Source organism: Pseudocitrobacter corydidari (assembly GCF_021172065.1).
GTDB lineage: Bacteria > Pseudomonadota > Gammaproteobacteria > Enterobacterales > Enterobacteriaceae > Pseudocitrobacter > Pseudocitrobacter corydidari.
In genome coordinates this window covers 1,524,791-1,539,779 of sequence record NZ_CP087880.1, presented here as the reverse complement: position 1 = coordinate 1,539,779, position 14,989 = coordinate 1,524,791, and the positions used below count along the sequence as shown (strand labels likewise).

Sequence of the window (14,989 nt, the reverse complement as noted above, 5' to 3'; positions counted from 1 at the left end):
TCCCCGAGAGATTATTCACACAATCAATGTTTCTGGAGTGTAACTTTACAACCAACAGAGTCTGTGGGGATTATCTGAAAGTGCTTCGGGGAAATCTTATGCGGGCATCGGTATTATCTTATGCCCGCAGGTAAAAGGTTTAGCGATCGGCGACTCTTTTTCCAAGCGCATCAAAGAGATGAAGATGCGATTCCTGGACAGTAAGGGATAACGCAGTGCCTTGCGCGAAGCTTAACTGTTGGAAGGATTTCAGACAAAGTGAATGTCCGTTAAGGTCCATCCATACCAGCGTGGAATCGCCCTGAAGCTCACAAAGCCGCGTTTGTGCCGTCAGGGTGAAATCGCCCGCCTGCTGGTACTGAATGTTTTCAGGACGGATCGCGACGAACAGTTTATCGCCCTCGCTGACGCCCGGCAGCGGACGAGATAGCGGGAAAGTCAGCGTGTCGGCAATATGCAGTGCGCCCTCGCGCCAGACGGCAGGCAAAATGTTGATTTTAGGTGTGCCAATAAACTCCGCAACAAACAGGTTAGCCGGATGATTGTAGAGTTCCAGCGGTGAACCGACCTGTTCAATTTTGCCTTTATATAACACCACAATCCGGTCGGCGAGGGTCATCGCTTCGACCTGATCGTGCGTCACATAGATCATGGTGTTTTGCAGGGTATTGTGCAGTTGCTGAATTTCCTGGCGCATTTCGACGCGCAGCGCGGCATCCAGGTTGGAAAGCGGTTCGTCAAACAGAAATAGCTCAGGCTGCTGGACGATCGAGCGACCAATCGCCACGCGCTGGCGCTGGCCGCCGGATAAATTTTGCGGCAGCCGGTCGAGCATCTCATCCAGCTTGAGCATCGCCGCCGCCTGAGTAATGCGTTTTTCAATTTCATCGGTAGGCGTGCGCAGATTACGCAAACCAAACGACAGGTTTTCTTTCACCGTCATATGCGGGTAAAGGGCGTATGACTGAAAGACCATCGACAGATTGCGCTTGCCGGCGGCGACATCCGTCACGTCGCGTTCGCCCATCTTAAGCGTGCCGCCATCGGGCGACTCCAGCCCGGCGATAATGCGCAACAGGGTCGATTTCCCGCATCCTGAAGGCCCCACCAGCACGATAAATTCCCCGGACGCGATCTCCAGCGATAGGTTCTCAATAATGGTGCTTTTATCATAAACCTTGTGAATGTTTTTCAGACTTAGCGCGGTCATAGCGTCTCCTTGTCATTTCCGTGCGCGGCAATCAGGGTGAGGAGTTCGTCCGTTTTATCTGCCAGCAGGGCAATATTGGCGCGGGTTTCCACATTCAGCCGCAGCAGGGGCTCGGTGTTGGAGGCGCGCAAATTAAAGCGCCAGTCGGCGAAATCGAGACTCAGCCCGTCGCAGTCGTCACGTTGAGCCTTTTCATGCTGATAGTGCTGCGCCACGCAGGCCATCACATGCTCGGGATCGGCAACGGTCATATTCAGCTCGCCGGAAACGGGAAAACGCGCCTGCGCCAGCGTCACTAATGAGGAGAGGGAACACTTATCCTGGCCGATAATTTGCAGCATCAGCACCAGCGGGATCATGCCGCTGTCGCAGTAGCCAAAATCGCGGAAATAGTGATGGCCGCTCATCTCGCCGCCGTAAATCGCATCTTCCTCGCGCATGCGGGCCTTGATAAAGGCATGGCCGGTTTTGCTGATTATAGGTTTCCCGCCAAACTGGCTGACCATCTCCAGCGTGTTCCAGGTCAGGCGCGGGTCCAGAAGAATGGTGCCCCCAGTAACCTGCTGGAGAAAGTGCTCGGCGAACAAGCCCACCAGATAATAACTTTCAACAAATTCGCCGCGCTCGTCGAAGAAGAAGCAGCGGTCAAAATCGCCGTCCCAGGCGACGCCAAAATCGGCGTGATGTGCAATGACCGCCTGACAGGTGGCCTGACGATTTTCTGCCAGCATCGGGTTAGGGATACCCGCCGGGAAGGTGCCGTCCGGTTGATGGTGCACGCGGATAAACTCGACGTTGATGCCCCGCGATTTCAACCCGGCATCCAGCGCATCCAGCGCCGGGCCAGCGGTACCGTGCCCGGCGTTGACCACAATGCGTAACGGACGAACCGGCGCATGGTGCATAAATCGCAGCAGGCAGGCCACCCACGCCGGGCGATTGTCGTAGTGAATCACCTGGCCGCGATGCACGGTAGGCGGGAACTGATTCTTTTCGGCGAGCGCTTTCACCTCCAGCAGGCCGTTGTCATTGCTGACCGGCCGAGCCTCTTCGCGCACCAGCTTCATACCGTTGTAATTGGCCGGGTTATGGCTGGCGGTGACCTGAATACCGCCGTCGGCACGCAGTTCGCGGGTGGCGAAGTAAATCTCTTCGGTGCCGCTCAGGCCAATATCAATGACATCGACGCCGCTGGCGGTAAGCCCGTCGATCAGCGCGTTTTTCAGTGTTTCAGAACTCAGGCGGATATCGGCTCCGACAACCACCCGGCGCGGATGCAGCCACGCCGCCCAGGCGCGGCCAATGCGAAAGGCGATATCCGGCGTCAGGTTGACGCCCACTTCGCCACGAATGTCATAGGCTTTAAAACAGGTTAGTTCGTCCATAATCTACTCTTCGGTTTAACTAAAATCTCAGGCCGATTCCCGGATAACGAGCTGCCTCGGCAGTTCATGGTGGGTGACGGGCCCGGTACTCAAAAGCATCTCCACGGCGATTTCGCCTTTGCGCTCAGCGTTTTGCGCGATGGTGGTAAGCCCCACGCCGTCTACCTCAACCGCCAGGTTATCGAAGCCGGTTACCGCGATCTGTCCAGGCACCGCCAGCCCGGCGCGATGGCAATAACGAATCGCGCCGACGGCAAAGCGGTCGGAAAGGCATATGAGCGCGGTAATGTCGGGGTGGGCGGTGAGTAGCGCCTGTGCAGCGGTTTCACCGTGATCTTCATCGTGACGCGTTTCGTATAGCCAGCAGCGCTCAACATTAACGTCATTGGCCAGAAAGGCGTCGCGGCAGGCGTTAACGCGAGTCAGCATCAGGGTGTTATCGCCAGTGATTGGCTCGCGAAGTGAGCGCATTCCGAGTGCATTGGCCTGCGATGCGAAGGCGATAATGCCAAAACGACGATGCCCTTTGCCCAACAGATAGTGGGCGATGTCGTGCATTGCCCCCGCGTTGTCGATAGAAACGCTGCTGTAGCCCGGAAACTGGAAATCCAGCGTGACCACGCGCTGGCCGCGAGCCAGAATCTGCTGGATTACATCCGCGCTGTTATGTGTGGCATTGAGTATGTAGCCATCGACCAGCGCGGTGAGCGGGGCGGTTCCGCTCTGCTGCGGCTTACGCAGGGGAATTAATGCCAGATTGACGTTCTGTGCTTCGCAGCGCGAGGCTATACCCCGCATCAGCGCAATATCATGGGGATCGATAAACACATAGCTCATCGAATCATTAAATATGACGCCAATGGTATTGGCTTTCCCGGTGCGCAGGGCGCGAGCCAGTTTGTCCGGCCCCTGAAAACCGATTTCATTGGCATAGCGTAAAATATGTTCGCGTAATTCGGGCGACAGTTTTTCCGGGTTATTCCAGGCATTAGATACGGTGGTATGCGAGACGCCCAACGTTGTCGCCAGGGATTTAATTGTAACGCGCTGTGTGACTGTATTATCAATTGAGTTTATTTTCATTTAATAATTCATATTTATTATTTATATATTCTTGACGTCTATTAATCTGTCTTTTTTAAATTCTACAGGCGCTGAGTTTAACGTTAAACAAAAATCGTTTTGTGATGTGTTTAACGTTAAACATAAAAACAGAGTGCTAATTTACGCTCCATTCAAAAACAGCTATCAACGATTTAATTGTCCTTTCTAAGGAAGAGGAGAGATAAAGTGAAGACCGCAATGATTGCTAAATTAACGGCATCTGCGTTACTGATGCTGTCGCTGTCTGGCTGCGGGCCAGATGAAAAACCCGCAGAAGAAACGCCGAAAACGCCGATTAAAATGTGGGTGGCGCCGAATGAGAATGAAGAAGCCTTCTGGAATACGATGGTAAAAGAGTGGAATAAAGACCCGTCGCATACGCCTGTTGAATTCACAACTATTCCTGCGGCAAATAGTTCTGAAGAAGCCATAATGAATGCATTGGCTTCAGGAACGGAACCCGATTTATCCAGCAATATTTTTATCGGTTTCGCCAGCCAGCTTGATGAAATTGGCCAAACCGAAGACCTGTCAAAAATGCCGGGCTATGATGACCTTATTAAAAATCGTCAAATGACGAATATTCTTCCGGCATGGAAACTGAACGGCAAACAGACAGTGCTGCCGATTTATGTTAACCCCATTGTCTGGTGGTGGCGCGGCGATTTGCTTAAGCAATACGGTTTTGACCATGTGCCTACCCGCTACGATGAGCTCTATCAGCTGGCGGAAAAACGCGCGCAGGACAACAACGGCTACACCATTCAGCTCACCGCAGGGAAAAACTGGTGGGAGCGCTGGTTCGACCTTATCCCACTGTACTACGCGCAGAGCGGTGGCCAATCTTATATCGTTGATAATAAAACCCAGTTTAACGATCCGTCAGGGCTGGCTGTACTGACATTTATGGGGAAAGTCTTCAACAGCAAATGGAGCAGTTACGACTTCACTTCAGCGGACGATCCGCTGGCAAGCGGGCAGGTGCTGGCTTCCGCACGCGGACCGTGGGATCTCGCACGCTATCGTAAGCAGTATCCGGAAGTGCTGAAATCCATTCAAATTGGCCCGATGCTGACGGAAAAAGGCACCGCCCATCCGCATACTTTTGGCGACAGTAAAGGGATGGTTATCTTCAGTTCCAGCAAGCACAAATCAGAAGCCTGGGCGTTTATGCAGTGGGTATTCAATAATGCCGAGCACGATCGCACCTGGCTTGAGCTGACCGGAATGCCGCCTGCGCGTGCCGATCTGCTCAGCAACCCAACCTTTGTCAGCTACTTTGATAAAAACCCGCTGGAAAAAGAGATTGCCTCCTATGTTGACGTCGCGCTGCCACCGGTTGCCACTACGCAAACCACGGAAATTCAGCGCAGCATGACGCAAATGCTGGAAGAGGTGATTTTCAATAACACCGATCCTGTTAAAGCGCTTGAAAAATCAACCCAGGAAATTAACACCCTGCTGGCAAAATAAGAGGAAATAATGGCTGGATATGATTCCCGCACCGGAGGCCTTTTGGCCTCCACCTGGGTCGGTTATTCGCTTTTATTCTGGTTTTATCCGCTGGCCTGGCTGGCGGTTTTAAGCGTGACGCAGTGGCAATTTATCGGTACGCCAAAATTTATTGGCCTGCAAAATGTATTTGGCGTAATGCAGGATAAACTTTTCTGGCAATCCATGTGGAACGTGTGTCGTTTTCTGATGTGGTATTTGCCGATAGTCTTTATTTCATCAATGCTTTTCGCCGCAGGTTTGAAAAAAATCAAGTACGGCAAATCATTTATTGCACTGAGTTTTTTGCTGGCCAATATTTCATCGGGTGTGGCGTACTCTATCGTATTTTCAAAACTGTTTAGCGAATACGGGCCGGTAAACCAATTTTTACGTGAATGGTTAGGCGTCTCTGTGCCGTGGTTTACCAACCCGGATTGTGCAATGTTATCAATTGCGCTGATTGTCACCTGGAAATTTGTGGGTTATTACGGGCTGATTCTCTATTCCGGCATGTTGGCTATTCCGAAGGATATTTACAGCGCAGCATTGCTGGATAAAACCGGGAAATTCAAACAGAGCTGGGCAATTACTTTACCGATGATGAACGCGCAAATCGTGATGGTGGTGGTGCTGGCGATGACCGTGGCTTTCGCCATCTTCACCGAACCATACCTGATTACCGGCGGCGGCCCGCTTAACAGCACTACCAGCCCGATGGTGGTGATGTATGAAGTGGCGTTCCAGAAGATGAAGCCCACCTGGGCGGCGACCATGTCGATTATCGTGGCGGCGTGCAGCTTCCTGGCGATCTGGATTTTCCGCAAACTGTACGAAAAAAATATCGAGATTGTGTGAATGAAAAAGCTCACTCCCTTGAGTCTTGTAATCCACGCGCTGATGTTTCTGCTGGCGCTCACCTGGCTCTATCCGTTTATCTGGATGGTCATTTCGTCGCTGAAACCGACGGCGGAAATCTATACCACCGGTTTGTTCTCCGGCCATTTAACGCTGGAGAACTACACCTTCTTGTTTGATAACAGCAATCGCGCCGACAAACCGTTTTTACGCACGCTGTGCAACTCGCTGTTTGTCTCCATCACCATAACCGCCTGCGTGACAATTACGTCCATGCTGGTGGGGTATGCGGTGGCGAAAACGGAGTTTCGCGGTAAAAATGCTTTTCGTAACTTGTTGATTGTGCAGATGGTCTTCCCGGTGTTCATGTTCATTATTCCGCAGTTTGTACTGATGCGGGAACTCGGGCTTATCAATAGCTATAGCGCCATGATCCTGCCGTATGCCATGAGCGCGTGGGGGATTTTTATGGTGTCGCAAAGCTTTAAAGGTACGCCAAACGATTATCTCTATGCAGCACGTCTCGATCACGCCAGCCTGTGGGGGATCCTGCGTCACGTCATGATGCCGCTGAATAAATCCATACTGGCTATCGTTGCGTTGTTCACCTTTTCCAGCTCATGGGACAACTTCCTGTGGCCGCTTATCGTGATGCGCGAAGTGGACAAAATGCCGTTCTCCGTGCTGCTGGCGACCTTTAGTAAATCGTATGGCGTATACCTCGGCCCAGTGCTTGCCGGTTCAGTGGTGCAAATGTTGCCGATCGTCATTCTGTTTATTGTGTTCCGCAAATACTTCCTTGAAGGGATGTCGTTATCACTTAAATAAGGTGCGCTATGGAGAGTAAACCGTGGTGGCAGGCGACAACCTGCTATCAAATCTATCTGCCGTCGTTCTGCGACGGCAATAACGACGGGCTGGGAGATTTTCCTGGCCTTATCTCAAAGCTTGATTATCTTCAGTCGCTTGGGATAGGAGCGGTATGGATTACGCCGTTTTATCCGTCACCGCTGGTGGATAACGGCTACGACATCAGCGACTACTGCGCGGTGGATGAACGTTTTGGCGATATGGATGATTTTCGCCAGTTGGTGGCTGGCTGCCATGCGCGCGGTATCCGCGTCATTATCGATCTGGTGGTAAATCACGTTTCATCTGAGCATCCCTGGTTTAAGGATGCATGGAATAACCCGGCCAGCCGCTATCGCGATTACTTTATTTTTCGCGACCAGCCCAATAACTGGCAGTCGTTTTTCTCCGGTAGCGCATGGACCGCAGAGCCCGATACAGGGCAGTACTATTACCATAAGTTTGCCCCGCAGCAGGTTGACCTTAACTGGGCGAATCCGCAGGTAGAGAAGGAGATTCATCGGGTTATTGATTTCTGGATAGCGCAGGGCGTCGATGGTTTTCGCTTCGACGTGATTAACTTCCTCACCACCGACGGCGTGCTGCACGATAATCCGCAGGAGGAGGGCGAGCAGAAGCACGAACACGATATCAACCAACCGGGCATTATCGCGACCCTGGCACGGCTTTGCCGTTATATCCGCCAGCGTGGGGATTTTTTCCTGATTGGCGAGATTGGCAGCGACGACCTGGCCGTACTGAAGCGTTATCAAAGCCCTACGCTTATGGATGTAGTGTTTAACTTCAACATTGGTAGCCAGAAAGCCTTCAATGTCACCCAACTGTACGAGGCTCTTAAAGATACGCTTAAGCAGCAGCCTGGTCTGCCAACGCTGTTTTTCTCCAGCCATGACATGTCCCGCATGATCAGCCGTTTTGGCGAAAACGAGCGTGATACCGAGCGGGCCCTGGCGGTGCTTGCCCTGCAACTGACCGTCAGCGGCGTACCGTTTATTTTTCAGGGCGAAGAGCTGGGGCTGACGGACTATCGTCCGCAAACCGCAGAACAACTGTTTGATATCCAGGGTATCACGCATTATCAAACTGCGCTGGCGGCAGGGAACTCGCCTGACGCGGCGCTGGCTCTGGCGATGGATCACTCGCGTGATGGCTCCAGAGCGCCCATTCCCTGGCGGGATGCGCCTAACGGCGGGTTCTCTACGGTCGCGCCATGGATGCCTGTTACCGGCGATATCGCTACGTTGAATGCGTTGGCACAGCAGGCGGACGCGTCATCGTTTTGGCACCAGTACCAGCAACTTATCATGCTCCGCCGCCACACGGAGGCGTTAAACCATGGTCAGCAAAGTCCGTTAACGTTGAGCAATGAGTGTATTTGGTTTTCACGACGCAGCGCCAGCGAACAGGTATGGGTCGCGATTAATTTTGGCGAACCACAGCACAACCCGTGGCACACCCTCGCAGCCGAGGTCATCTATGGTGATGACACTACTGAGCTTGCGAAGAATCACTGTTTAATTAAAAGGAGAGTTTATGAACAGGCACAGTAATAACCCGCTGATCACCCCGGCAGACATCGTGCCTTCTCTGCCAGGCAGGAAGGTGGAATGCGTGTTCAACACCGGCGTAACCGAATTTGGCAATGAAATCATTCTGCTGTTGCGCGTCGCGGAAAGCGTGATTAGCCACGATCCCAATTTGATTATCGTTCCGCTGCTGGAAAAAACGGAAGCCGGCTGGGTGGAATCGACCACCTCGTTTGATAAACGTGATGACCGTTATGACTTCAGCGACCCGCGCACTATTGTGCTGAAAAGCGATACCGCGCAGGTCTGGCTGACCTCTATGTCGCATCTGCGTCTGGCGCGTAGCACGGATGGTGTGAACTTCACTATCGACGATCATCCTTTTATTATCGCCGACACGCAGTATGAAGAGTTTGGCTGCGAAGATGCGCGTATCACCAAAATCGACGACACCTGGTACATCAACTATTCTGCCGTCTCGTCGCTTGGGATCTCTACCGCCATGGCGACAACCCGCGATTTTGTCACCGTCGAGAAGAAAGGGCTGATCCTCTGCCCGGATAACCGCGACGTCTGTTTCTTCCCGGAAAAGGTGAACGGTCGTTATATGGCCTTGACCCGCCCGGCGCCGTGTCACTTTGGTCATCCGGAAATCTGGATCTGCGAATCACCGGATATGCTGCACTGGGGTAATCATCGTCATCTGCTGGGGCGTTCAGGCGATGAGTGGGATGCGCGTAAATCAGGCGGCGGCGCGCCGTTGATTAAAACAGAGCGCGGCTGGCTGGAGATTTATCACGGCGTCGATGCCGATCAACGTTACTGTCTCGGTGCGCTGCTGCTTGACCTGAACGACCCTACCAAAATTCTGGCGAAATCGCCGGTGCCGCTGCTGGAACCTGCTGCGCCGTATGAACTGGAAGGTTTCTTTGGCAATGTCGTGTTCACCTGCGGGGCACTGATTCGCAATGACGTACTGCACGTCTGGTATGGTGCGGCGGATGAATGCACCGCGCTGGCGACCTGGCCGCTGGATGCGTTGTGGCGTCACCTGAGGCTGGCGTAATGGTAGCCCGTGTCAGCGATCTTTATCAGCGCTATCTTGCTCAACGCACGCCGCGCAAAGGCGGAAAAATTCGTTTTCACGGCGTGAAAGATGTGGATGTTTATAATCCGTCTGCGCCGTTTCGCGACGCAGATCGGTGGCTTATTGCCGCGCGTGTGGAAGCACGCGCGAGCGAAATGTCGCAGGTCTGTTTTTTTGAGTGGGATGGGCTTAACGATGCGTTGCTGGTGGAGGATGCGCCACGCTTCGCGCTTCAGGACCCCTTCGTTTGCTGGATAGATAACCAGCGCGTTGTCGGTGGCGTAGAGGTCGAATTTGATGCGCATAACCAACCTGTACGCTGGCGCACCCAGTTTTGGGCGGGGCCATCAATTTTCCATATGCGTCTGATGACAAAGGGCCCGTGGGGAATGAAGGATATTCGGCTTGTCTCTTTGCCTGACGCACGTGTGCTGGTATTTACCCGGCCCCAGGGCGCGATTGGCGGGCGCGGGATGATTGGCTGGACGATCGTTGATACGCTAAAAGATCTCAATGCGTCATCGATAGACAAAGCCACTTTATTACATCACGTTGAAAGTATGGACTGGTGTGGCGTAAACGCAGCGAAGTTATTACCTGACGGCCGTGTTGACGTGCTGGCGCATGTGGCGCATTTTGATTCGGAGTTGAACCGCCACTACTATGCGGCGCGGTTTATCTTTGATTATCACAGTGGGCAAAGTTCGCCAATCGAGATCGTTGCGTGTCGCGATGATTTTCTGCCGGGAGAGAGCAAGCGCGACGATTTGCGCGATGTGGTGTTTCCTGCGGGATGGTTACAGATGCCGGAGGGAAGGCTGCTTTTCTGCGGAACAAGCGACTGCGAAGTGCAGTGGCTGGCGTGCTAAATTGCCCGGGGCGCTTGCGCTTGCCGGGCCTACAGGATTTGCACATTTGTAGGCCGGGTAAGCGCAAGCGCCACCCGGCAAACCGCACGCACTTACGCCAATGCGTTCGGGCAATCTGTGCCTTTGTCGATCTGACGCAGGTTTTCCAGCGTGGTTTCGGAAATGCTGGTCAGCGCTTCGGCGGTCAGGAAAGCCTGGTGCCCGGTAAACAGCACGTTATGGCAGGCAGACAGGCGACGGAACACGTCATCCTGGATCACGTCGTTAGACTTATCTTCAAAGAACAGATCGCGTTCGTTCTCGTATACGTCCATCCCCAGCGAGCCAATCTTCTGATTTTTCAGCGCATCAATCGCGGCCTGAGAATCAATCAGCGCACCACGGCTGGTATTGACGATCATCACACCGTCCTTCATCTGCGCAAACGCATCGGCGTTCAGCAGGTGATAGTTTTCCGGCGTCAGCGGGCAGTGCAGGGAGATAACGTCCGACTGAGAAAACAGTGTCTGCAGGTCGACATATTCAACACCCAGTTCCAGCGCGGCAGCACTCGGATACGGATCGAACGCCAACAGACGCATACCGAAACCTTTCAGTATACGCAGCGCGGCAATACCGATTTTCCCGGTACCAATCACCCCGGCGGTTTTACCGTACATGATGAACCCGGTCAGACCTTCCAGCGAGAAGTTAGCATCACGAGTACGTTGATACGCGCGGTGAATACGGCGGTTCAGCGTCATCATCATGCCTATGGCGTGTTCGGCGACCGCTTCCGGCGAATAGGCTGGAACGCGCACCACGCGCAGACCCAGCTCTTTAGCCGCATCGAGATCGACGTTGTTAAAGCCCGCACAGCGCAGGGCGATGTACTTGACGCCATTTTTCTTCAACTCTTCCAGCACCGGGCGGCTGCCGTCATCATTGACGAAGATACATACCGCTTCGCAGCCATGGGCCGTTTTGGCGGTTTTTTCCGTTAACAGAAAGTCGAAAAATTCAAGCTCAAAGCCATAAGCCTCATTCACATTTTGCAGATACTTTTTGTCGTACTGCTTTGTGCTATAAACGGCGATTTTCATAAGACTTTTCTCCGGTGATTTTTGAGCCAGATTAGCATGCCTAAAATTATCTTACAATTTTTAAAAAATAGTTTAATTGCACGATGCGGGAAGAACATTAGCAGCAAGTATAAGCCTTTTCTTAAGGCCTGTAGTCTACAATAATCTGCTATTTTTTCAGAGACATGCCAGAGGAGGAAATAAGAACGGCCATTAAGCCCGTTGTTTAATGACCGGGGGAAGGTTTACTCGATATCTGCGTGGCGCTGCTTCATGCTCAGACTGGTTTCGTTCAGATTTTCCATGAGCGTAAGCACAATACTGTCGTAGGTTAACAGCGAAGCCTGTTCAAACAATGAACCCATCGGTTGCACGCTGCTTGCCGCCGGGATCGTCAACACGCAATCCGCTAACCCTGCCAGCGTAGAATTCGGTGCGGTGGTGATAAGCGCAATACGCACGCCGTTTTTCTTCGCAATCTGAACCTGGTTAATCAACCGGAGCGTTTCGCCTGAACCCGAACCGACAATCATCAGATCATTGGGGTGTGAATGCGGTGAACTGATTTCACCCACCACGCTGACATCCAGGCCCAGGTGCATTAATCGATTGGCGAAGGCGTTGATCATCTGGCCCGAACGCCCCGCGCCCGCCAAAAAGATATGGCCTGCTGTAGTAATGAAATCGATCAGTTTGTCGAATTCGGCTTGATCGATCCTGTCGGCGAGGGAAGAGAGCTCGCCGGTTACAAGAGAGTAATTTTTCATGATATTGCTTCTATAGAGAGTGGGGCAGAGAAAGGACTTCTCTGCCCACTGGCGTCAGGAGGCGCTAAGCATTTCCTGAACGTATTGACCCACTTCTTCTGCCTTCAGATTCCGGCAGGACTCAATAAAGGTGATGTCCTGGAACAGGGTAAACAGACGACGCAGAATTGACATATGCTGATCGCTGGTGGCGAACGCCAGGTTAAACATAATGCCGCAATCGACGGTTAAATCGGCGTCTTCCATCTGCCCAAAGGCGACATCTTTCGCAAAGCGGACGATGCTGATGCTGTTTGTTTTCACCAGCGTATAGTCCGCATGCGGGATGGCAATCCCCTGACCATTGGCCATCATCAGCCCGGTCGGATACGTTTTCTCGCGCTCCAGGCACGCGTCAATGTACGCGGGTGTGATGTAGCCTTGTTCCAGAAGCTTTGTTCCTGCAAAGGTGATTGCTGTGCGGTAATCTGAAATATTGTCGCCAACATCGTTTACCAGAATCTCAAATTTCATTTTGCACCTACTTCGTCAGTTCTTCTTTTACTGCCGCGAAAATTTCATCTTCGCCCAGGCCCGTCAGCAAACCGGCGCCGACGATAACGCGTGTGGTAATCGCCGGGTTATCGAGTTTGGTTGATGAAACAATCAGGTCGTAGCCATTAAAGGTGTCGGCGGTGCAGGCCATCAGCGATGATTTATCAACCTGCGCTTCCATTTTTTCTTCTTTCAGGAAATCCTGCAGCACAGAAACCATGATGGAGGAGGAGGCGATTCCGTTTCCGCATACCACTAAGATCTTTTTCATTTTTTAATCCTCAATAATCGGGTTTAGGCCGTTTTTTCTGCGTCGTTTTTCATCTGACGACGCGCTTTCTGTTTGAGTAAGTATCCAACCGACAGCAGCAGAACACCTGCCAGGACGTATCCTGCGATACCGACGTGGCTCAGGCCAGCGAACAGACCGGTAAACGGGTTTGCTGACGGGTTAAGCGAGGAGTACATCACGCTTGAATCCGGGTTAGTACCAAATTTCTGGAATACTTCATTAGTTGCCGGAGCCATCCAGGAGGCAATATAGAGGCCGCCGCCGAACAGGATGATAGAGGTGACCCAGGTACGAATAATGTTGCCGTTGAAGACCGGAACCATACAGGCGATGAAGAAGACGAACTGCGACAGGTCGCCCAACGGCATCACACGGTTACCCGGCAGTACCACCGCCAGAATCACAATCACCGGAATCAGCAGCAGTGCAGGAGCGATAACGGACGGATGACCGACGATCAGCGCCGTATCCATGCCCACGGTGATATCACGATCCGGGAAGCGCTTAACCAGTTTCTTACGCGCCACGTTAGACAGCGGTACCAGGCCTTCCATCATGATAGAGGTCATGCGTGGCAGCAGCAGCATTACGGCAGCGAGATACATCCCCAGTTGCAGGCTGGCAATAATGGTGTGATACGGCGATTCCCAACCATAGCCACAAAAGCCCAACAGAATACCAATAATAAAGCCAACCATGGTTGGGTCACCCAGAATACCGAAGCGTTTCTGGATAGACTCAGCGGTCACGTTCAGGTTACGGAAGCCCGGAATGCGGTCGTAAACCCAGTTGAACGGGTAGGCGAACAGCAGATAGGTATTGGCAACCGGGTGTGAAATTGCCACACCTTTTGGCAGATTAAAGAACTTCTCATTGTTCTTCGCCCCCAGGTCTGCGGCAATCAGCGCCCAGACGTGGAACAGCGCGGCAGTCAGGACGCCGTACAGGAAGCTGCCGGAATAGGCACCGACAATTGCGCCCATTGAGGCGTTCTGGTGCAGGTTAAACACGTCGACGTTAACGCAGTCGGTCAGACGTGCCACCAGCATCGCGATATTTACCGCCACGCACAGTGGAATGATGATCGCGCCCATGCTTGAACCAAAGCCCATGACCGCGGTGGCTGCGCCGCCGACGTCAATCGCGCTCAGCGATGACCCCGTGGCTTCGGCAAGGCCGGTTACCGCAGGCTGCATCTTTTCCAGCATCAGCTTGATGGTCATGGTTAAGGCGATAAAACCAATACCCACCTTAATGGCGGAGGAAATGCACTCGGACAGCGGGCGTCCAAGCAGTTTCATCAGCACCAGGAAGATCACAGGAATGAAGATAAAATTACCCAGATCGTTAATAAACTGCGTAATCAGTTCCATTTTTTAGCCCTCAGATTGTTTCATCGTCTGGTCTGAAACCCATATTCCAGCGAACGTCTGCGGGTTTAACCAGTAAAGCATTATCACTACGCTCAGCTTCCAGTAAGTTCTTTTTGGAGTTCTCTCTTGCCGTGGCAAAATCGAACGCGTTATCAAACCACGCATCGACGATCATCTTGGTGTACTCAAGATCGTTCACCCGGCAGCCCAGGCCGATAATTTGCGCGTTATTGCTCAGTCGGGCACGCTTGGCGGAATAGGGGTTGGTTACCGCAACCGCGCGGATCCCCCAATGTTTGTTCACCTGGCAGGTAAAACCAATGCCGGTGCCGCAGATGTAGATACCCAGTCGGCACTCGTCACGCTGGATGACGCCCGCCATCTCATCCGCCAGACGGGCGAAATTATTCACGCCTTCTGCTTTGCTTTTTACCGGGTCGTACACCACCTCGGCATTTTTCTCTTCTTCAAGATACTTTTTGATCGCTTCTTTGCGTTCAAAACCCACATCATCGCACGCAATCGCTATTTTCGTTTTCATCTCAACCAACCTGTCAGTAGT

At 52.6% G+C, this 14,989-nt stretch carries 15 protein-coding genes; 6 read left to right on the top strand and 9 right to left on the bottom strand.

What is annotated here, in order from left to right; genetic code table 11:
- Window positions 1–139: 139 nt before the first annotated feature.
- From G163CM_RS07090 to G163CM_RS07080, 3 genes are read right to left on the bottom strand one after another with little or no spacing between them, the layout of a single operon-like run.
- Window positions 140–1,210, bottom strand: coding sequence for an ABC transporter ATP-binding protein (locus G163CM_RS07090; RefSeq protein WP_231827408.1), 1,071 nt, complete (start codon window positions 1,208–1,210; stop codon window positions 140–142).
- Window positions 1,207–2,595 carry a phosphohexomutase domain-containing protein gene (locus G163CM_RS07085; protein ID WP_231827406.1) on the bottom strand — a complete coding sequence of 463 codons (1,389 nt, stop codon included), beginning with the start codon at window positions 2,593–2,595 and terminating at the stop codon, window positions 1,207–1,209. The genes G163CM_RS07090 and G163CM_RS07085 overlap by 4 nt, the downstream gene beginning before the upstream one ends.
- Window positions 2,596–2,622: 27 nt before the next feature.
- A complete protein-coding gene (locus G163CM_RS07080) occupies window positions 2,623–3,678 on the bottom strand; it encodes a LacI family DNA-binding transcriptional regulator (RefSeq protein WP_231827404.1) in 1,056 nt (351 codons plus the stop codon).
- Window positions 3,679–3,897: 219 nt separating this feature from the next.
- On the opposite strand from G163CM_RS07080, the gene G163CM_RS07075 reads away from it, so the two are divergent.
- From G163CM_RS07075 to G163CM_RS07050, 6 genes are read left to right on the top strand one after another with little or no spacing between them, the layout of a single operon-like run.
- A complete protein-coding gene (locus G163CM_RS07075; RefSeq protein WP_231828341.1) occupies window positions 3,898–5,172 on the top strand; it encodes an ABC transporter substrate-binding protein in 1,275 nt (424 codons plus the stop codon).
- A 9-nt stretch (window positions 5,173–5,181) separates the two neighbouring features.
- Entirely contained in the window at window positions 5,182–6,048 is an 867-nt protein-coding gene (locus G163CM_RS07070) for a carbohydrate ABC transporter permease (protein WP_231827403.1), read from the top strand.
- On the top strand, window positions 6,049–6,876 hold the full coding sequence (locus tag G163CM_RS07065) for a carbohydrate ABC transporter permease (RefSeq protein ID WP_015964576.1): 828 nt from the start codon (window positions 6,049–6,051) through the stop codon (window positions 6,874–6,876).
- Window positions 6,877–6,884: 8 nt separating this feature from the next.
- Entirely contained in the window at window positions 6,885–8,468 is a 1,584-nt protein-coding gene (locus G163CM_RS07060) for an alpha-glucosidase (protein WP_231827401.1), read from the top strand.
- Entirely contained in the window at window positions 8,452–9,510 is a 1,059-nt protein-coding gene (locus G163CM_RS07055) for a glycoside hydrolase family 130 protein (protein ID WP_231827399.1), read from the top strand. The genes G163CM_RS07060 and G163CM_RS07055 overlap by 17 nt, the downstream gene beginning before the upstream one ends.
- On the top strand, window positions 9,510–10,400 hold the full coding sequence (locus tag G163CM_RS07050; protein WP_231827398.1) for a DUF1861 family protein: 891 nt from the start codon (window positions 9,510–9,512) through the stop codon (window positions 10,398–10,400). Before G163CM_RS07055 ends, G163CM_RS07050 begins: the two co-directional genes overlap by 1 nt.
- A gap of 92 nt (window positions 10,401–10,492) precedes the next feature.
- Here G163CM_RS07050 and G163CM_RS07045 read toward each other — a convergent pair whose 3' ends face one another.
- The 6 genes from G163CM_RS07045 to G163CM_RS07020 form a co-directional block, all read right to left on the bottom strand.
- Window positions 10,493–11,482, bottom strand: coding sequence for a 2-hydroxyacid dehydrogenase (locus G163CM_RS07045; protein WP_231827396.1), 990 nt, complete (start codon window positions 11,480–11,482; stop codon window positions 10,493–10,495).
- 224 nt (window positions 11,483–11,706) lie between these two features.
- Window positions 11,707–12,228: a 6-phospho-3-hexuloisomerase gene (gene hxlB / locus G163CM_RS07040; protein ID WP_231827394.1), complete on the bottom strand. Its 522-nt coding sequence runs from the start codon at window positions 12,226–12,228 to the stop codon at window positions 11,707–11,709.
- Window positions 12,229–12,282: 54 nt separating this feature from the next.
- On the bottom strand, window positions 12,283–12,741 hold the full coding sequence (locus G163CM_RS07035) for a PTS sugar transporter subunit IIA (RefSeq protein ID WP_015964570.1): 459 nt from the start codon (window positions 12,739–12,741) through the stop codon (window positions 12,283–12,285).
- Window positions 12,742–12,748: 7 nt separating this feature from the next.
- Window positions 12,749–13,033, bottom strand: coding sequence for a PTS sugar transporter subunit IIB (locus G163CM_RS07030; RefSeq protein WP_015964569.1), 285 nt, complete (start codon window positions 13,031–13,033; stop codon window positions 12,749–12,751).
- Between the two features lie 23 nt (window positions 13,034–13,056).
- Window positions 13,057–14,427, bottom strand: coding sequence for a PTS galactitol transporter subunit IIC (locus G163CM_RS07025; RefSeq protein ID WP_231827392.1), 1,371 nt, complete (start codon window positions 14,425–14,427; stop codon window positions 13,057–13,059).
- Between the two features lie 10 nt (window positions 14,428–14,437).
- Entirely contained in the window at window positions 14,438–14,968 is a 531-nt protein-coding gene (locus G163CM_RS07020) for an RpiB/LacA/LacB family sugar-phosphate isomerase (RefSeq protein WP_015964567.1), read from the bottom strand.
- Between the last annotated feature and the right edge of the window lie 21 nt (window positions 14,969–14,989).